Origin of the sequence: Natrinema zhouii, from assembly GCF_013456555.2 — an archaeon.
GTDB lineage: Archaea > Halobacteriota > Halobacteria > Halobacteriales > Natrialbaceae > Natrinema > Natrinema zhouii.
The window spans coordinates 2002061-2019565 of record NZ_CP059154.1 but is presented as its reverse complement, the minus strand read 5'-3'; the positions used below and the strand labels follow the sequence as shown (position 1 = coordinate 2019565).

At 66.5% G+C, this 17505-nt stretch carries 19 protein-coding genes; 9 read left to right on the top strand and 10 right to left on the bottom strand.

Annotated features, from left to right (window positions below; genetic code table 11):
- Positions 1 to 5: 5 nt before the first annotated feature.
- The 3 genes from HYG81_RS28695 (at position 6) to HYG81_RS28685 (ending at position 3888) form a co-directional block, all read left to right on the top strand.
- Entirely contained in the window at positions 6 to 1355 is a 1350-nt protein-coding gene (locus HYG81_RS28695) for an MFS transporter (RefSeq protein WP_180839524.1), read from the top strand.
- Between the two features lie 397 nt (positions 1356 to 1752).
- Positions 1753 to 3522 (top strand): nitrite/sulfite reductase, encoded by a 1770-nt coding sequence (locus HYG81_RS28690; protein ID WP_180839523.1) that lies wholly within the window; start codon positions 1753 to 1755, stop codon positions 3520 to 3522.
- An 81-nt stretch (positions 3523 to 3603) separates the two neighbouring features.
- The gene (locus HYG81_RS28685; RefSeq protein WP_180839522.1) at positions 3604 to 3888 is read left to right on the top strand and encodes an amphi-Trp domain-containing protein; all 285 of its coding nucleotides are present in this window, start codon (positions 3604 to 3606) and stop codon (positions 3886 to 3888) included.
- A 65-nt stretch (positions 3889 to 3953) separates the two neighbouring features.
- Here the strand turns inward: HYG81_RS28685 and HYG81_RS28680 are convergent, their stop codons facing one another.
- From HYG81_RS28680 to HYG81_RS28670, 3 genes are all read right to left on the bottom strand, one after another.
- Entirely contained in the window at positions 3954 to 4310 is a 357-nt protein-coding gene (locus HYG81_RS28680; RefSeq protein ID WP_180839521.1) for a hypothetical protein, read from the bottom strand.
- A gap of 551 nt (positions 4311 to 4861) precedes the next feature.
- Positions 4862 to 5686, bottom strand: a complete 825-nt coding sequence (larE, locus tag HYG81_RS28675; RefSeq protein WP_180839520.1) for an ATP-dependent sacrificial sulfur transferase LarE — start codon at positions 5684 to 5686, stop codon at positions 4862 to 4864.
- Positions 5687 to 5744: 58 nt separating this feature from the next.
- Positions 5745 to 6713, bottom strand: coding sequence for a Gfo/Idh/MocA family protein (locus tag HYG81_RS28670; RefSeq protein ID WP_180839519.1), 969 nt, complete (start codon positions 6711 to 6713; stop codon positions 5745 to 5747).
- A 182-nt stretch (positions 6714 to 6895) separates the two neighbouring features.
- Between HYG81_RS28670 and HYG81_RS28665 the strand changes: the two genes are divergently transcribed.
- The 3 genes from HYG81_RS28665 (at position 6896) to HYG81_RS28655 (ending at position 9756) form a co-directional block, all read left to right on the top strand.
- Positions 6896 to 7456: a DUF6789 family protein gene (locus HYG81_RS28665; RefSeq protein ID WP_180839518.1), complete on the top strand. Its 561-nt coding sequence runs from the start codon at positions 6896 to 6898 to the stop codon at positions 7454 to 7456.
- Positions 7457 to 7609: 153 nt separating this feature from the next.
- Complete coding sequence (locus HYG81_RS28660) at positions 7610 to 8245, top strand: TetR/AcrR family transcriptional regulator (protein WP_226375929.1); 636 nt, start codon at positions 7610 to 7612, stop codon at positions 8243 to 8245.
- Positions 8242 to 9756 carry an MATE family efflux transporter gene (locus HYG81_RS28655; protein WP_180839517.1) on the top strand — a complete coding sequence of 505 codons (1515 nt, stop codon included), beginning with the start codon at positions 8242 to 8244 and terminating at the stop codon, positions 9754 to 9756. The genes HYG81_RS28660 and HYG81_RS28655 overlap by 4 nt, the downstream gene beginning before the upstream one ends.
- Positions 9757 to 9786: 30 nt before the next feature.
- Here the strand turns inward: HYG81_RS28655 and HYG81_RS28650 are convergent, their stop codons facing one another.
- Entirely contained in the window at positions 9787 to 10944 is a 1158-nt protein-coding gene (locus HYG81_RS28650) for a glutamate-cysteine ligase family protein (RefSeq protein WP_180839516.1), read from the bottom strand.
- A 124-nt stretch (positions 10945 to 11068) separates the two neighbouring features.
- Here HYG81_RS28650 and HYG81_RS28645 point away from each other — a divergent pair, with 124 nt between their 5' ends.
- On the top strand, positions 11069 to 11236 hold the full coding sequence (locus tag HYG81_RS28645) for a hypothetical protein (RefSeq protein ID WP_226777480.1): 168 nt from the start codon (positions 11069 to 11071) through the stop codon (positions 11234 to 11236).
- A 30-nt stretch (positions 11237 to 11266) separates the two neighbouring features.
- Here the strand turns inward: HYG81_RS28645 and HYG81_RS28640 are convergent, their stop codons facing one another.
- The 3 genes from HYG81_RS28640 to HYG81_RS28630 are packed head-to-tail and all read right to left on the bottom strand — an operon-like array spanning position 11267 to position 12734.
- Complete coding sequence (locus HYG81_RS28640; RefSeq protein WP_180839515.1) at positions 11267 to 11767, bottom strand: YciE/YciF ferroxidase family protein; 501 nt, start codon at positions 11765 to 11767, stop codon at positions 11267 to 11269.
- Positions 11768 to 11780: 13 nt separating this feature from the next.
- Positions 11781 to 12368, bottom strand: a complete 588-nt coding sequence (locus HYG81_RS28635) for a YciE/YciF ferroxidase family protein (RefSeq protein ID WP_180839514.1) — start codon at positions 12366 to 12368, stop codon at positions 11781 to 11783.
- Between the two features lie 36 nt (positions 12369 to 12404).
- A complete protein-coding gene (locus HYG81_RS28630; RefSeq protein ID WP_180839513.1) occupies positions 12405 to 12734 on the bottom strand; it encodes a DUF5789 family protein in 330 nt (109 codons plus the stop codon).
- A gap of 207 nt (positions 12735 to 12941) precedes the next feature.
- On the opposite strand from HYG81_RS28630, the gene HYG81_RS28625 reads away from it, so the two are divergent.
- Together HYG81_RS28625 and HYG81_RS28620 are read left to right on the top strand one after the other, a co-directional pair.
- On the top strand, positions 12942 to 13931 hold the full coding sequence (locus tag HYG81_RS28625; RefSeq protein ID WP_180839512.1) for an aldo/keto reductase: 990 nt from the start codon (positions 12942 to 12944) through the stop codon (positions 13929 to 13931).
- Between the two features lie 120 nt (positions 13932 to 14051).
- Positions 14052 to 14393: a hypothetical protein gene (locus HYG81_RS28620; protein WP_180839511.1), complete on the top strand. Its 342-nt coding sequence runs from the start codon at positions 14052 to 14054 to the stop codon at positions 14391 to 14393.
- Here HYG81_RS28620 and HYG81_RS28615 read toward each other — a convergent pair.
- The 3 genes from HYG81_RS28615 to HYG81_RS28605 form a co-directional block, all read right to left on the bottom strand.
- Complete coding sequence (locus HYG81_RS28615) at positions 14390 to 14605, bottom strand: hypothetical protein (protein ID WP_180839510.1); 216 nt, start codon at positions 14603 to 14605, stop codon at positions 14390 to 14392. The genes HYG81_RS28620 and HYG81_RS28615 overlap by 4 nt on opposite strands.
- A 98-nt stretch (positions 14606 to 14703) precedes the next feature.
- Positions 14704 to 15663 (bottom strand): DUF368 domain-containing protein, encoded by a 960-nt coding sequence (locus tag HYG81_RS28610; RefSeq protein ID WP_180839509.1) that lies wholly within the window; start codon positions 15661 to 15663, stop codon positions 14704 to 14706.
- Between the two features lie 213 nt (positions 15664 to 15876).
- Complete coding sequence (locus HYG81_RS28605) at positions 15877 to 17466, bottom strand: SagB/ThcOx family dehydrogenase (protein ID WP_180839508.1); 1590 nt, start codon at positions 17464 to 17466, stop codon at positions 15877 to 15879.
- Positions 17467 to 17505: the final 39 nt, after the last annotated feature.

The window sequence follows — 17505 nt, the reverse complement described above, 5'->3', positions numbered from 1 at the left end:
GACTCATGACCGCGAAACCGACACCCGAACCCGCGAGCGACGGCACACCGCCGATCCGAGGGAATCCGCGTCGGGGCGTGGCGTCCGCGACGCTCGGCTTCTTCGTCGGCTTCGCCGGCGTCGTCCTCTACGGCCCCGTCGCGTCCGAACTCGAGGGGGCGATGGGCCTGTCCGGACTCGCGCTCGGGCTGTTAGTCGCCGCGCCGCAGTTGACCGGTTCGTTGCTTCGCATCCCCTTCGGCGCGTGGGTCGAGGACGTCGGGGCGGCGAAGCCGTTTCTGGTCCTCCTCGGGTGTGCCGTCGTGGGGATGGCCGGCCTGTCGACGATTCTCGTGACCCTCGGGACCGACGGCCTGACGATGGCCCATTATCCGCTCGTCTTCCTGTTCGGCGCGCTTTCGGGCTGCGGGATCGCGACGTTCTCCGTCGGGGCCGCCCAGACGTCCTACTGGTCGCCCGAAGACCGACAGGGGACGATGCTCGCGGTGTACGCGGGCCTGGGCAACAGTTCGCCGGGAATCTTCACACTTCTCGTCCCCGTCGCGCTCGCCGCACTCGGACTGACGGGTGCCTACCTCGCGTGGTTCGCCTTCCTCGTCTGCGGGACGTTCGTCTACGGCGTCATCGCCGTCGACCCGCCGTTCTTCCAGCTCCGGAAGCGGGGACTCGAGGCCGAGACGGCGAAGCGACGGGCCGAAACGCGGGGCCAGGAGCTGTTCCCGAGCGGGGACGCGATGGCGTCGATCCGCGAGGCGGCCGGCATCCCGCGAACGTGGGTGCTCGTCGCGCTCTTCTTCGCATCCTTTGGCGGCTTTCTGGCGCTGACGACCTGGTTCCCGTCGTACTGGACGGCCGTCCACGACCTCGACCTGCAGGCGTCCGGTGCCCTCACCGCGGTCGCGTTCACGCTGCTGGCGGCGCTCGTTCGCGTTCCGGGCGGCGTCATCAGCGACCGAATTGGCGGTGAACGGACCGCGATCGCGAGTTTCGTCGTCATCGGCATCGCCGCGGCCGTTCTGATGGCGGCTCGGACCGTTCCGCTCGCGGTCGGCGCGACGGTCCTGCTCGGTATCGGAATCGGCGTCGCTAACGCGGCGGTGTTCGGGCTCGTCCCGAAGTACGTGCCCGAGGCCGTCGGCGGCGCGTCGGGGCTGGTCGGCGGACTCGGCGCGTTCGGCGGCTTCGTCATCCCGCCGGTGCTCGGGCTCTTCGTCGACCTGCAGGGAACCGCCGGCTACGCCAACGGCTTCGTCGTCTTCCTCGTTCTCGCGATCGCCTCGATCGGGCTCTCGGGCGGGCTGTACCGCGCTCGAGTGGAGCCGACGCCGGAGGGACCGGCTCCGGCCGACGATTGAACACGTTCGGTTATCGACCGTGTTTCTGCCCGTTCCTCGAGTTCGAGACCGATCGCTGTCTCCGTCGGAGTGGTGGCACGTCGGTTTCACGCGCCGCGCGCCCTCGTGCGCCGATATCGGATACGGTATCCGCGTTCCTTCGCGAGACACCGACGACTACCGCCGAACGCGTTTGCAATCGCCCATTCTCCACCCGCTGAGTCGCGATATACATCCTAATACAGACCATATTCCATTGGAGATACCACATCCGGTCCCGAATGCGCGACTAAATTAACTATTTGTAAACGATTACTGTTATATGATTTAGGACCATGAGGTCAAAACGTGAATTACATCATGTTTGGCGAGGAACTCTGCGGATTCGGTTCCGATCGTTCGATCGGGGTGGTCCACGATGGCGCATAAGAAAGAAGCGCTCAAGGAGGGCTGTTACGGCGACGAGGTTCGCGAACACATCCTCGAGTTCGCCGAGAACGGCGGCTACGAGGCGATTCCGGAGGACGAACGCGAGAAGTGGTTCACCCGGTTCAAGTTCTGGGGACTGTTCCACCAGCGCTCCGGGCAGGAATCGTACTTCATGATGCGGCTGACCAACGCCAGCGGCATCTTAGAGCCGGATCAGCTGCGAACGATCGGCGAGGTCGCCCGCGACTACGCGACGGGCCCCGTCGAAAATCCCGAGTTCGGCAACGGCTGGATCGATCTCACGACCCGCCAGTCCGTCCAACTCCACTGGCTCGAGCTCGAGGACGTGCCCGAAATCTGGAAGAAACTCGAGTCCGCCGGCGTCCACTCCCGGTCCGCGGGCGGCGACACGATGCGCAACATTTCGGGCTGTCCGCTCCACGGGAAGGCCGAGGAGTTCGTCGAGTCCGGGCCCCTGCTCGAGCGCTTCGAGGAGGAGCTTCGCAAAGACGACGCGCTGTCGAACATGCCCCGGAAGTTCAACATCAGCGCGTCGGGCTGTACGGTCGGCTGCGCGCAGGACTCGATCAACGACATCGGGTTCGAGCCGGCGACGAAGGAGGTAGACGGCGAGACTGTCAAGGGATTCAACGTCCGCATCGGCGGCGGGCTCGGCGGTCGCCAGCCCCGCGCCGCGACGCCGCTGGACGTTTTCGTCCGACCGGAGAACGCCTACGAGGTCGGCCGCGGGTTCGTCGAACTCTACCACGACTACGGCAACCGCCAGAACCGCTCGAAGAACCGCGCGCGGTTCTTCGCCGAGGACTGGGGCATGGAAAAGATCCGCGAGACGCTCCAGGAGGAGTACGTCGACTTCGAGATGCTCCGCGCGGGCGAGGACTACCGCGAGGAGTACACCTACAACGCCGGCCGCCCCGTCGAGGACGGCCAACACGACCACGTCGGTGTCGGCGACCAGAAGGACGGGCAGAACTACGTCGGCCTGAGCGTTCCCGTCGGCCGCCTGCCGGCCGAGGACGCCATCGAACTGGCCGACTACGCCGACGAGTACGGCTCCGGCGAGGTCCGCCTGACCCGCCGCCAGAACCCCGTCATCGTCGACGTCGCCGACGAGGATCTCGAGGCCCTGCTCGCCGAACCGCTGCTCGAGGAGTACCCCGCCGAGCCGAGCCCCTTCGAGCGCGGCGCGATGGCCTGTACGGGCACGGAGTTCTGCTCGATCGCGCTGACCGAGACGAAAGGGCGGATGGCTCGCATGCTGCGCTGGTTCAACAAGAACGTCGACCTGCCCGACGACGTCGGGAAGATCAAGATGCACTACTCCGGCTGCACGGCCGACTGCGGGCAGGCGATGACCGCCGACATCGGTCTGCAAGGGATGCGCGCCCGCAAAAACGGCGAAATGGTCGAGGCCTTCGACATCGGCGTCGGCGGCGGCGTCGGCGAGGAGCCCTCGTTCATCGAGTGGGTGCAACAGCGCGTGCCGGCCGACGAGGCACCCGGCGCGATTCGAAACCTGCTTCAGGCCTACGCGGCCCACCGTTCGGAGGGACAGACGTTCCGTCAGTGGGTCGAGGCCACTGGCACCGAACAGCTCGTAGAGTTCTGCGAGCCCGAGGAGACGAATTTCGAGGCACCGTACATGGCCGACGCCAAGCAGTCGTGGTACCCCTTCGCGGAGAGCGAGTCCGCGGCGGCCGCGGTCGGCGAGGAGTCCGCGGCCCCTTCAGACGACTGAGACGGAGACGGCACCGGTTCGGCGGTATCAAATCGATTTCTCGAGCACGTATTTATCAACTCCCGGACCGTATAGTCGAGCATGCCCGAAGAAGTACTCTTCAAATCCGAGAGCGACCAGAGTCGAGCGGATATCGCGATGTTACTCCGTCGCGTCGCGGACAACCTCGAGGACGGCGAGGCGATCACGCTCAAAGCGGGATCCGAATCCGTGACGCTCGATCCGCCCGCTCGTCCCACATTCGAGGTCAAAGCCGAACGCGAGGGGCCGACCGACGCGCCCGGCGAACTGAGCGTCGAGTTCGAACTCGAGTGGGACGAGACCGACGGGGAGGACGGGAGCGGCGGACAGTTAGAAATCGAGTAACGCTGCTCTTGGGCGTGGCACCCGAGACCCGACCGGATAATTTGTCGTTGCCGCCGATTGATCCGTTAGCGATGCTCACGCGTTCGCTCGTAGGCGTAGTCCAGCGCGTCCTCGAGCGAGCCGGGGCCGTCGTAGCTGGCCGAGAAGAGATCCATGAACTCTCGAGCGATTCGGTTACACCGTTCGAACGTGAGGACGGTTCTGACCCGCATCGTTTCGGAGAGATCGAGCCCCGGATAGCTCGTCGCCGTCAGCGAGTAGCCGGGGTGATCTTCACCGTCGAGCGAGGCGGGTGCGACCTTGAGCCGTAAATCACCTGATTCGTGGCGGTACGTCCGATACTGCATTTCCCGGTCCGTGTCGGCCGGGGTATAGGTCCGACACTCTTCCGTGTTCCACTCGAGCGGCACGTCGGCTTCCATCGATTACTGATACTAACCCAAGTGCTACGTTCGTATCGTAACGAGCAATATTATCGGACGCTAGTCCAGAACCTTCATCTATGACGGGTTCTCTGGTGCATAGACGATTATATTTTGGAAGTTTGTCTACTGACGAACGCTGTATCGTTACAATCGATGAATCTGTTCTCGTAGCGGCGGCCGGTTCCTCGCCTCCGTTCCGCGATCGACTGTTGATTCTTGGCCGGGAGCGGTCAGTTATGACTCGAGGATTCGACACAGAACGAACCTATTTGTCTGGCCGGGAGCGCGGCTCGAGCAGATGCGAGAGCCGCGTAACCCGGGGGAGGGCAGGCGGTTAACCAATAACCACCGCAAGCGACCGAACGCGCGGCGCAAAGCGCCGCGAAAAGACGAGCGGCCAACGGCCGCGAGTCAGTGAGCGAGCGGGCCGACGACTGACCCAGAGCGAGCGAAGCGAGCGGCGGGGAAGGAGGAGTGCTTTTGATCGAAATTTTGTCGAGCGAGCAAGGCGCATAGCGCCGCCGCTCGCGCAGAACAAAATTTCGTTGTTAATCGTCGTCGCCGGCGGCCTCGGGACTGACGCTCCCGGTCCGGTAGCCGTGGAGGTCGAGCGTGACGTGATCGAACCCCAGTTTCGAGAGTTCGGTCCGGACCGTCTCGACGAACTCGCGCTCCAGGGCGCGCTCGAGTTCGTCGGGTGCAACCTCGATGCGGGCGAGGCCGTCGTGGTCGCGGACGCGGAACTGGTCGAAGCCCCACTGGCGGAGCAGCGCCTCGGCCCGCTCGATCCGCGCGAGTCGGTCGTCGGTGACATCGAGCCCGGTCGGGATCCGCGAGGAGAGACAGGCCATCGAGGGCTTGTCGGCGACCGACAGGTCGTAGCGGGCGGCGATCTCGCGGACCTCGTCTTTCGCGATGTCGTTGGCCAGCAGCGGCGAGTGAACGTCGAGTTCGTCTACCGCCTGCAGTCCGGGCCGATGGCCCGCGCCTGGATCGTCCGCGTTCGTGCCGTCACAGACCGTCCCGACCTCGAGCTCGCGGGCGGTCTCGAGCATCTCGCCGAGTCGCATCGTCCGGCAGTGATAGCAGCGATCGTCGTCGTTTTCGACGAACGCGTCGCTCTCGAGCTCCGAGAAGGAGACGATCTCGTGGTGGATGCCGATCTCGCGTGCGACCCGCTCGGCGTCCTCGAGTTCGGCCGCGGGAAGCGTCTCGCTCTTTGCAGTGCAGGCGACGGCGTCCGCGCCGAGCGCGTCGTGGGCGAGCGCGGCCACCACGCTCGAGTCGACCCCGCCGGAGAAGGCCACGAGGACCCCGTCCCGGCCGGCGAGGTCGTCGCGCGCGGCCTCGAGTTTCGCCTCGACCGATGTCATGGGCGTCGTTCGAACCGGACGGGCAAAAGGACGTTGTCCGCGGCTCACGTAGGGTTCGTCAAAGATCGACGGGACGGTCGCGCTCGGCGCTTTCCGACAGCGCATCGAGCACCCGCATATTGGCGATCGCCTCGTCGCCGTCCGTTCGCGGGGTCCGGTCGGCGGCGACGCAGTCGGCGAAGTGATCGATCTCGAGCCGGAACTGGTCGACCGGATCGAGCGTCTCGACGCCGTGACGGCCGTCGATCCGGTACTCGAGGGACAGTTCCCCCTCGGGGATATCGAACGCGTCCTGGACCTCGACCCAGCCGTTGGTCGCCTCGATGCGGTAGCGCTGGACGCCTTCGGTGTCGAAGCCCGACGAGACTCGGCCGGTCACCCCGTCCGCGTACTCGAGGATTCCGGTCAGCTCCGTATCGACGCCGGCATCACGGGTGTCGGCTGCGGTCGCGTACGCCCGCTCCGGCTCGCCGAGGGCCTGACGGACCACGGAGACGGCGTAGCAGCCGACATCCATCAGGCTCCCGCCCGCCAGCTCGGGCGAGAGGCGAATGTCTTCCGTCCGGTCGAGCCGGTACTTGAACGTCGCCGTCACCGAGCGCACGTCCTCGAGCTCGTCGCGCGCCAGGGCGAACGCGCGCTCGGTTCGGGGGTGGTACCGGTACATGAACGCTTCCATCAGGGCCACACCCCGATCTGCACAGTGGTCGACGACGTCGCGCGCTTCCGCCGTGTCGACCGCCAGCGGCTTCTCACAGAGGACGTCGAGCCCGGCGTCGGCCGCGCGTTTCGTCCACTCCGCGTGCAGGGCGTTCGGCAGCGGGATATAGAGGGCGTCGACATCGGCGTTCGCGATGAGTTCGCCGTAGTCGCCGTAGGTCTCTCCGATCCCGTACTCGGCCGCGACGGCGCGCGCGTCGGCTTCGTCGCGAGACGCAATTGCCGTCACGGCGTGGTCGCTGGCTTCGATTCCCGGGAGGAACGCCTTCTGTGCGATGCCCGCCGTACTGAGGACGCCGAAATCCATGTCCGTGTGTTTCGGGAACGCGTATAAATATTCCAGCAGTCGGCGGTGAGCGGTGATCGCCGCGCCCACCGAATCATCGCTGCCGCCGAGCCGACCCGTTCACGGCCGGGACGCGGGGACCAGTAAACAGCGCGCCGGAGGGTTAAGGGGATATCCGTGCTACCACGGATACCGAGACCACGATGTCTGTATCCGATCTCCTTCGACCGATCATCGACACCGAGGGCGACACCGAAGCCACCGACGAGCACTCGCGGCTGGAACACGCTACCGGCGCGGCTGTCCGCGGGATTCAGGCGGGGTTCGTTGCGACGCTCATCATGACGGCCTTCCGCCTGCCGATCCTGCGCTCGCTGCCGCCGTCGGCGAACTTCTGGTCGCAGTACGTCGCCGACGGCGACCCGGACGATCACCCGGTCGCCGGCCTCGCCCTTCACCTGCTCTACGGGGTCAGCTCGGGCGTGGTATTCGGCGTGCTGTTCTCCCTGTACGACGCCGGTCGATCCATCGAACCCGAACAGCGCGGACTCGTCTGGGGCTCGATCTACGGCATGGTCCTGTCGGCCTTCGGCGCGCAGGTCATGCTGAAGGAACTCCTCGATATCCGCCTCGAGGCCGACGAACTCGCGCTCTTCCACGCGGGCCATCTCGTTTATGGCCTCTCGCTGGGCGCGTGGGTCGGTTCACGGACCGAGGGCGTCGAGGATCCGGAACGGGAGTACGAGTACGATAACGGCAACTGATCGCTCCCCGTTTCGCTGATTTTCGCGCTCGTTCTCGATCACCCGTCGCGGGCTCTCGTCGGTCAGACGAGTCATCGCCGTGCGAACGACTTATCTTTGACTGGCCGGTAAGTCAGGTATCGACCTGACTGGCCAGCCAGTCACGGAGCCTGAATGACTACGACACAGAACGAACTCATGGAAGCGACCTACGTGGCCCTCTGCAAACACGGCTACGCGTCGCTCCGCATGCAAGACATCGCCGCCGAATCGTCGAAGAGCAAGGGAACTCTCCATTACCACTACGACAGCAAACAGGAGCTGCTGTCCGCGTTCCTGGAGTACCTGTACGACTCGTTCGCCGCCCGCATCGACGCCCTCGAGGCCGACGGTCCGGACGAGCGCCTGCGAGCCCTGATCGAGACCGTCCTCTCCCCGCGGGACGGGGAGACGGAGCAGGAGTTCCGGACGGCCCTCCTCGAAATCAAGGCCCAGGGACCCTACGACGACGAGTTCAGGGTGCAACTCGAGGCGTTCGATCACCTCCTCCACGAGCGCCTCGAGTCGACCCTGCTGGACGGTCAGGAACGGGGCGTCTTCCGGGACGATTTCGATGCCGAGTCGATCGCCGATTTCCTCGTGACGGTGCTGAACGGGGCACAGACGCGCCACGTCGCCGTCGGTCACCCGCCGGAGCAGACGCGCGCACAGCTCCTCGACTACGTCGACCGCCATCTCGTCGCTACGACCGACGCGGACGCCGCGAACGGGACGAACGATGCGAACGCCGCGGAGGAACGCTCGCCGTGAGCCTCCGCCAACACGTCGACGCCATCTTCAAATCCCCCGAGGAACTCGATCTCACGTCCGGCGGCATCGCGAAGCCGTTGTTGTATCTCTCGGTTCCGCTCATTATCACGAATCTGCTCCAGGTCGCCTACAACCTCGCGGACACGTTCTGGCTGGGCCAGTACAGCACGACCTCGCTCGCCGCGATCAGTTTCGCGTTCCCGATGGTATTCTTCCTCATCGCGCTCGCGCTCGGCGTGTCGGTCGCCGGGAGCGTCCTCGTCGCGCAGTACACGGGTGCCGGCAGGGAGCGCGACGCCGAGTACGCCGCCGCACAGACGGTGACGTTCGCCGTGATAATCTCGCTCGTTCTGGGCGCGGTCGGCTACCTCTTCATCGACGAGGTGCTTGCGTTACTCGGGGCGTCCGACAGTATCGCCCCGCTCGCCGCGTCGTACATGCGGGTGTTCGCCCTCGGGCTGAGCGCCGTCTTCGGCTTCTTCGTCTTCATCGCGCTCATGCGGGGGTACGGCGACACCGTCACGCCGATGCTCGTCATGTTCGGCTCGGTGGTTCTCAACATCGTCCTCGATCCGTTCCTCATCTTCGGGTTTCAGAATAACCCCCTGTTCGGCTATCTGGGACTGGGCGGCGTCGAAGCGCAGCTGTTCGAGCTGACCACCTACGCCGGCTCCGGCATCGAGGGTGCGGCGATCGCGACCGTCGCCTCGAGGGTGCTGGCGTTCGCGGTCGGCCTCGCGATCCTGTTCCGCGGCACGCACGGCGTTCAGATCCACCTCGAGCAGATGCGCCCCGATCTCGGCTACCTGCGCCGACTCTTCGATATCGGGATGCCGGCCTCGGTCGAGGGGACGACGCGCGCGCTCTCGATCAACCTCCTGCTCGTGATCATCGCGGCCTTCCCGGAGACGGTCGTGGCGGCGTACGGCATCGGAACGCGCGTGTTCTCCGTTATCTTCCTCCCGGCGATCGCGTTCTCGCAGGGCATCGAGACGATGACCGGGCAGAACATGGGTGCCGGAAAGACTGATCGCGCGGCCCGCACGAACCACTTCGGCGCGAAGGTGATGTTCGTCGGGCTCACCCTCCTCGGCAGTCTCGTCTTCCTCGCGGCGGAGCCGATTATCGCGGTCTTCACGACCGATCCGGCCGTCGTCGCGGAGGGGGCCGTCTTCCTCCAGTACACGGCGCTGACGTTCGGGTTCATGGGCGTCCTTCGGGCGTACAGCGGCGGCTTCCGCGGCTCCGGTCACACGCTCATCGCGGCGGTCATCTCCGTCATCACCCTCGGTCTCATCCGGTTCCCGCTCGCCTGGGTCGGGGCCGAGCGGTTCGGCTCGACGGGCGTCTGGCTCGCGTTCGCGATCTCGACGATCGCCGGCGCGTTCATCGCTATCGCCTGGTTCCGCCGGGGAACGTGGCGCGAGGGCGATCTGACGGACGGTGTCGGCTCCGGCTCGGTCGACTCCGGCAAGCCGCTCGAGGCCGTCGAATCGTTGGACGACGACTGACGGCCGCCGACGAACGCGAGGCGCAGTGGGTCAGGACTCGACGGCCGCCACCAGTTCCTCGACGTCTTCCTCGAGTCGACTCGCGTACTCGAGCCGCAGCTCGCGGGCGTCGGCTTTCGTCACGTACTGGCGGCCGTCGATCTGCGTCGAGATCGGGTGGTAGTCACCGACGGTGAACCCCATCCGCTCGAGGTAGCTCGCGACGGCCGCCGACTCGAGGCCCTGATCGATCGCCGACTCGGCGAGATCACGGACGGTTTCGAACGCGGGGAGGGAGATCCCGTCGTCCGTGACGTGGCCGGGTCGAGCCCGCGGGACGCCGCTGTCGCTCGCGATTCCGCCGTCGGCGCTCTCCCGGCGGCCACCGTCTCTCCCGCCCGCACCGTCGATCCGGACGGTGGTGTGGTGGAGCCGTTCCATCACCGTCTCGAGTTCGTCGACCAGTCGGAGCAGCTGGCTCGGCAGGGCGGTGTCGGGCGAGCGCCACTCGACGGTCGGCATCGAATCGCGCAGTCGCACGGGCGTCCAGACCACGTCGTCGGGCGAGAAGTGCTCCTCGACGGCCGCCGCGTCGACGCCCGCCGCGACGGCTGCCGCTTCGAACTCCTCGTAACAGTGCTCGAGCCGTCGGTGCCACTCGCCGACGTTCTCGACGTAGCGCCAGAGCTGGCCGTGTTTCGGGAACGCCTCGTAGCTCTTCTTCCGGTAGCAGTGGGCGCGGGCCCCGTTGGCGATCCGTTCCCCTCGATGGTACGGCGACGAGTTGACCAGCGCGAGCGCCGGATCGAGGGCGATGAGCGCGTTGAGCTGGTCGGTTACGTTTCGCTTCTCGACATGGATGTGGGTCCCGGCGCAGTACTTCGCGTAGTCGAAGTTCTCGCCGATCACTTCCTTCTGGATACGGCCCCGCTCATCGGGGCGGCGGTCGATCGCGTCGCCGTTGATCGGCGTCCCCAGCGGAACGAGATGCTTGTCCAGCTCCGCCGCTCTCGAGAGGACATCCTCGAGCTCCGTGACGAGTTCCGTTCGGAGCCCCGAGACCGTCTCGCAGGGCGGCGTCTTCAGTTCGAACAGCGGTTCGACGAACTCCCGCTCGGTTTGCGCCGACACGTCGGCGAGCGGCCCCGGTTCGGTGAGGCTGCCGTCGCTGTCGACGACCCAGTACTCGACTTCGATGCTCGTTTTCATGCTCGAGGTGACTGCGTTCCCATCGGTCGGTCAGGCGGACGGCGTCGGTTTCATACGGCCGCAACTTTGTCAGACGGGCTCGATCGGTTCGGTCGGCCGGCTCGAGGACCAGACTTCGAATTCGATGGTCGTATCAGTCCAGTTGGACGGATTCGCGGAAGTGACCGCGCCCTGCAGCCGCCACCGCTATTTCACCGGGGCTGCTGCTCTCGGGCTGGCGGGGTTCGACGTGTTCTTCTCCGTCGTTCCACCGATGTGGTCGTCATCGCCCGCAATCAGTCGCGGGGAGTGACCGGGACTCAGCCATCGCGGAAACCGCGGACTACGGCCGGCCCGTTTCCAGCGAGCCGGTAATCGACGTCTCCGTCTCGAGGCCTTCGAGTCGCTGGAGCGTCGTTCGTTCCTCCTCGAGATTTTCCTCGAGCGGCTCGACGATGTCGTCCGCGTAGGCGAGACGACCTGCGAGCGTGAGCAGCCCCTCGTAGGAGCGGATCTCCAGGCGCTCCGCCGTGAGCCCGATCTCGAGGTCGACGTACTCCGGTGGCGACTCGCCGTCGGCCGTGCGGCTCCGTCGCGACTCGGCGAGGCCGTCGGCTGCTCGCGATCGACTCGCGCGCGGTCGACGACCGAGCGCTGCGAAGACGTCCTCGAGCCGTTCGACCTGTCGTTCGGTCTCGTCGCGGTGGGTCGCGAACGCCTCGGCGAGTTCGTCGCTCGCGGCGTCGGCCGCCATCTCGGCGAGCAGTTCAACGTGGGTACGTTCGACGTAGTAGGCGTGCTGTAACTGGAAACCGAAGCTGTCTTCGAGCGTTTCGATGTTCATGATGTGCGTATCCTCATCTCCGATCGAGTGAGCCGCGGCTGGCCTCGCCGACCGGACTCGACGCGAGCAACAGTTCGACGGCGTCGCTGTCCGACAGCGACTCGAGTTCCGTTCGCATCGCCCGCTCGTCGTCGTAGTTCGGCCGGAGCGCGTCGACGACGCGTTCGCCCGCCTCGTCCTCGAGCGAGTTCGCGAGCGCCATCGTCGTCTCGTAGATCGTACACTCGAGCGCCTCGAGTTTCAGGGTCGTCTCGATGTAGTACAGCGGCCGGAGTTCGTCGTTCAGAACGACGTTGTTGAACGCCTCCTTGTCGGCGATCAGGCCGTCGAACGCCGGAACGGGTCTGGTCCGGGGCTCCTCCCCGAGCGCGTCGAAGGCCCGTTCGATGCGCTCGCAGTGTCGCTGGGTCTCGTCGCAGTGGCCGTCGATCGTCTCCCAGAGTCGCTCCCGACATTCCGTGACGCGGCCGTCGTCCAGGGTATCGATCGCGACATCGGCCGCCAGCGTCTCGAGTTCGCCACAGAGTTCTCGTTCGATGTAGTAGAGTCGCTCCAGCTCGGTCGTCAACGCGTCGTGGGGTGTGGTCGTTGTCGTACTCATGGCTGTCTCGTCCGTCTCTTCGCGCGAATCGATCGGTTAGAACGACTGCTGGCCTCGCATGTCTTCGTCGATGACGTGGGGACTGTCCCCGCGGTCACTGTACCGCGGCCGACCCACGGCGTCCCGCCTGACCCCGTTGAGAATCGCCAGTTCGAGTTCGTCCTGCGTCTCGTAGGTCTCGTGACCCGACGTCTCGAGGATCGTCCGGAGCGAATCCGATCGGCGGGGGTACGTGATCTCCACGTCGGCGAACTCCGCGAGTACCTCGTCGGTCGTCATCGGGAAGGTCGCGTCCCCGAAGAGCTGACTGACCGACCCGAGTTCCAGCGATCGGACCTCGTCCGTCTCGGTGTCAATACGGTTCATCGGGCGCTCCTACCCCGATGGGCGGGAAAGTACCACAGCCTGCAGGCGACGACAGTTCGCGGCCGTCGGTCCGAGAGTCCGTTACGCCCCCTCTATCCATCGATTTCAGCCATCTGTTGGTCGTCGCGGTCTCGAGTGCGGCGGTGTGGCGGTTCGACGGGTTGCCGACAGGCCAACGCATACACCGGTTCGCGAACACGGATGCACATGAACTATCGACGACTCGGTTCGACCGGACGGAACGTCTCCGAGGTCGGCCTCGGAACGTGGAACATCGGCGGCTCCTGGGGCGACGTCTCGGACGAGACCGGCCGCGACGTCGTTCGCGCCGCCATCGACGCGGATATCGACTTCGTCGATACCGCCGACGTGTACGGCGACGGCCGCAGCGAACGCCACATCGGCCACGTCCTCGACGAGCGCGACGCCCACGACAACGTGTTCGTCGCGACGAAAGCCGGCCGGCGGCTCGATCCGCACGAGGCCGACCGCTACGACTACGATCACCTCTCCTCGTTCGTCGATCGAAGCCGCGAGAACCTCGGCGAGGAAACGCTCGACCTCCTCCAATTGCACTGTCCGCCGACCGAGGTGTACTACCAGCCGTCGACGTTCGAGGCGCTCGAACGACTGAAAAACGAAGACAAAATCGCTCGCGCCGGCGTGAGCGTCGAGAAAGTCGAGGAGGCGCTCAAGGCGATCGAGTACGACATCGTCGAGACCGTCCAGCTCATCTTCAACCCGTTCCGCCAGCGGCCGGCGGAGCTGTTCTTCGAGCGGGCCCGCCGGGAAGACGTCGGCGTGATCGTCCGGGTTCCGTACGCGTCGGGGCTGTTGACCGGCGCGCTCGAGCGCGACCAGACGTTCGCCGAGGACGACCACCGAAACTTCAACCGCGAGGGCGAGGCCTTCGACGTCGGCGAGACGTTCGCCGGCGTCCCCTACGAGACGGGCCACGACGCGGTGGAGGCGCTCGATCCCCACGTTCCCGAGGACCTGTCGCTGGCCGAGCTGACGCTCCGGTGGATCCTCGACCACGAGGCGGTCTCGACGGTCATTCCGGGGACGACCTCGCCGGAGCACGTCCGGAGCAACGCCGCCGTCTCGGAGCTGTCGCCGTTATCCCACCGGGTTCACGGTGCCGTCCGCGACGTCTACGAGGAGTACGTGTTCGAACACGTCCACCATCGCTGGTAGCGCCGCCGGCGACGCCGCGGAGACGGTCTCAGCGGCTGTCGACCAACGCGGTGCGTGCCCGTCACCCTCGCTGAAAACGCAAGGAATACGCCGATTTTCCGCCGTAACGTACTCGCGTTCGTGACCGACTACGCGATGCACGAGCCCGACTTTTCGGGCACGACGACCGAGGAATGGGACGAACCGCAACTCGAGGACTTCGACACTGACGACCTGGACGAGGTCGCGGACCACTTCGTCCTCTCGTCGTCGGGATTCCCGCCGGAGAACTTCACGGACCTCAAACTCCCGGTGGTCGATCCGGACGGCAACCTCAACAAGAACGCCCTGCAGACGGCGAAAAGCGGCGGCCACGGCGTCGGCGCGGTCGAAGACCTCGACGACGACAAACAGAACGATATCGAGGAGCTGATCGACGACCTCGCGAACGAGCACTTCGAAGACGCCGACTTCGGCGACTAAGCGATCGGCGGCCGACCGCTGCGGCACGCACCGACGAGACGACGTGCAGTCAGGTCGACGACCGCTCCCGTCCAGACGAGGACGAGGACACTGAGTAGTAAGAGCCCGCGCGCCCAGTTCCCGTCATTGAACTCCCGCGCCGCTGCCGAAACCACCGAGCGGACCGACACCGCCCGCGTCGGTTTCGTCCCGAAGAGGGCCGTGACTGGCATACGCGTCCCTCGTAGCGGCACCGATATAACGCCGTCTCAGAGCATGCAAGGGCGAGGTGTACGTCGGATTGCCGCCCGCCCCGTCGCGTTCGTTGCGTTCACTCCGGATCGAACCCGCCGACGAGATACTCGAGGGCGAACAGTGCGACCGCACCGACTGCGGCCCACGCGGCCGTCAGCGCCATCGTTTCCGTCGTCCACGCGTGCGTTTCGCCGATGTTGTGCAGGGGTGCGGGAACCGAGCCGGCGATCAGGCTCACCAGGAAGACGAGGGTCAGTCCGCGGTTGCGAGCCAGCGCGGCGCGCACGACGCGAGCGATGGTGACGAGGCCGACGACGCCGCCGGCGACGAACAGCGCCACGGTCGTTCCCGGATCGATGACCGCCGCGAGCGAGCCGCCGCCGAGCAGGTCCGCGCCGGCGCGGACGAACTCGCTCAGCTCGCCGGAGAGGAAGACGTACTGGCCGAGCAGGATCAGGATGAGCGAGCCGGAGATCCCCGGCAGGATCATCGCACTGATCGCAATCGCGCCGGCGACGAAGATCACGACCGGACCGCCGCCGGGTAACTGGACGACGTCGGCGGCGACCAGCAACGCGAGCGTCGTGCCCACCAGCGCAGCGACGACGTGTGCCGGCGAGTCGAACTCGAGGCTCCGGCCGAGCGCGATCGCCGAGGCGGCGATCAGCCCGGTAAAGAAGCCGAAGATCGCCACGGGATGGGACTCCGCAAGCGACGAGACGACGTCGGCGATGAGCACGACCGAGGTGACCATGCCGACGCCGAGGGGGACCAGAAACTGCAGGTCCATCTCGAGCAGGGACTCCCGCGCTCGATCCCGTCGGTCGGGGTGATACCCCCGGAGAACGGCGATCGCTCGCTGGGGCGTGAGCGCGGTGACGGCGGCGATCAGCCGGCCGTAGAAGCCCAGCAGGAGCGCGACGGTCCCGCCGGAGACGCCGGGCAGGGCGTCGGCCGCACCCATACAGAGCCCGTAGCCGTAGGCCCGGAGCAACTCGAGTCGGTCGACGACCACGTCGGTTCGTTCATACTCCATGTGTTCGTTCCTGGCGTCGCCGGTCGGCGTCGCGGCTCGACAGCGTTCGGTTCCACCGTCTCGAGCCCGAGCGACCGAGCCGCCGTTTCGGCTGCATGGTCGATGGGGCGACGTGCGCCCGTATAAAAGTGCGACAACCTCGTCAGCGCGTGCTACCCGTCCTCATCTCCCGTCCCTGTCCACCGTCGCCGTCCGGCTCGGCGAAACGCGGTTTCAGGCCGGCCGCCCCATCGTGTACAGGAACATCGGCGTCTGTCCCGCGGCATGGGGTGCGAAGAAGTCCGAGACGACGTCGTCGTAGAACGTCAGCCCGGTCCCGCCGAGGTCGCGGTGGGCGTAGGTCCCTAGGTAGAGCCGGCCGGCCGTCAGCGACGCCTCGAGCTGTGCCACCCGGTAGCCGCGATCCCCGAGCGCGTCGACGATCTCCTCGAGGTCAGTCACGAAGTAGACGCAGACCGCGGCGTCGGCGGCCAACCGCTGATCCAGCGCGAGGTGGCCCGCCTCGCTACGAAATTCGCCGGCCTGCAGCCGCTCGAGTTCGCCTCGGGCCGGATGGTAGCGGTAGCTGCCCGACGCGAGGCCGTCGACGCCGTTGACGATGAGATACGGATCGACGAACGAGAGCGGCGGGTCGTCCTCGAAACGGCTGTCCATCGCCACCCCGCGAACGGCCCGGTCGAGCACGGTCGACAGCTTCCGAAAACTGATCGGCTCGCGCTCGTACTCGCGACAGGAGCCGCGGCGACGGATCGTCTCGTGGAGCGGCCGGCTCGAGGCCGTCTCGTGATCGACCGGCTCGAGCGCGATCCGTTCGCCGTCGCCGGGTTCGCGGGTGCCGATCGGTCCCGCCGGCCGCCCGGACCGCCAGGAGTCGACTGCGCCGCTCTCGAGAGCGCCGGCCGACCACGCCTCGTGGATCAGCGGGAACTCCCGCTCGTTCGGCGAGAGCGGTTCGGTGTCGGGATCGATCGGGTCGACGCCGGTCGAACCGGAATCGGTGGCAGGGTCGGACTCGAGTCCGGCGTCACTCGAACCGATCGGCACGATCTCGAGCGCCGCTTCGCGTTCGGGCTCGAGTCCGAGCAGGTCGGCGACGGGTCGGTCGGCGAAGCCGGTGACGACCTCGGCGCGGTAGTCGAGCGCGTGGGCGACCGCCAGCAGGTTCGCGAGGTGCGTCCCGGAGTCCCAGAACGCGTGGCGAAACGTCCGGCCCCCATACTTCCAGGCGTTTCGCCACCACGTCGAGGTCGCGACGACCGACAGCGGCGCGTCGGCGACGCCCGCGCGCTCGCTGGCGCTCGCGAGCACGCCGCGGTAGTCCCCCTCGCGGAGCACGTCGAGCGACAGCGTCCGGGGATCGAAGTGGTAGACGCCGGCCTCGAGTTCGCGCCCCGGCTCACCGGTCTCGTCGTCGCCGTCGTCACCCCCGAGCTCACCGCAGACGACGTACAGGTCGACGTGGTAGAGCGCGCCGGTCGTCGCCGCGGCGCGAAAGAAGAGGGTGCGATCGCGCCTGCCGATCCGTTTCGTGATGCCCGCGGCGTAGTAACACAGGCTCGTGACCGTCTCGAGGTCCGGCTGGCGCGCTCGAGCCGGATCGCCGTCGGGCGTCGGCTCCGCGATCGCCGCGAGCGCGGGTTGCTGCGGCGGGCGAATTCGGTCAGCGAGCGCCTTCGAAGGCAAGCCGGTGTACTCCTTGTACGGGGTCGGCTTATTGTCGAAGTTCAGGCCGCGACCGCCCTCCCGAACGCTTCTGGGCGAGTGCTTCGTCCGCTCGTGGTAGTCGATCGCCCCGGTCGGCATGCGCCGAGCTACCACGTCGATGCGGAAAAACCCGGGCAG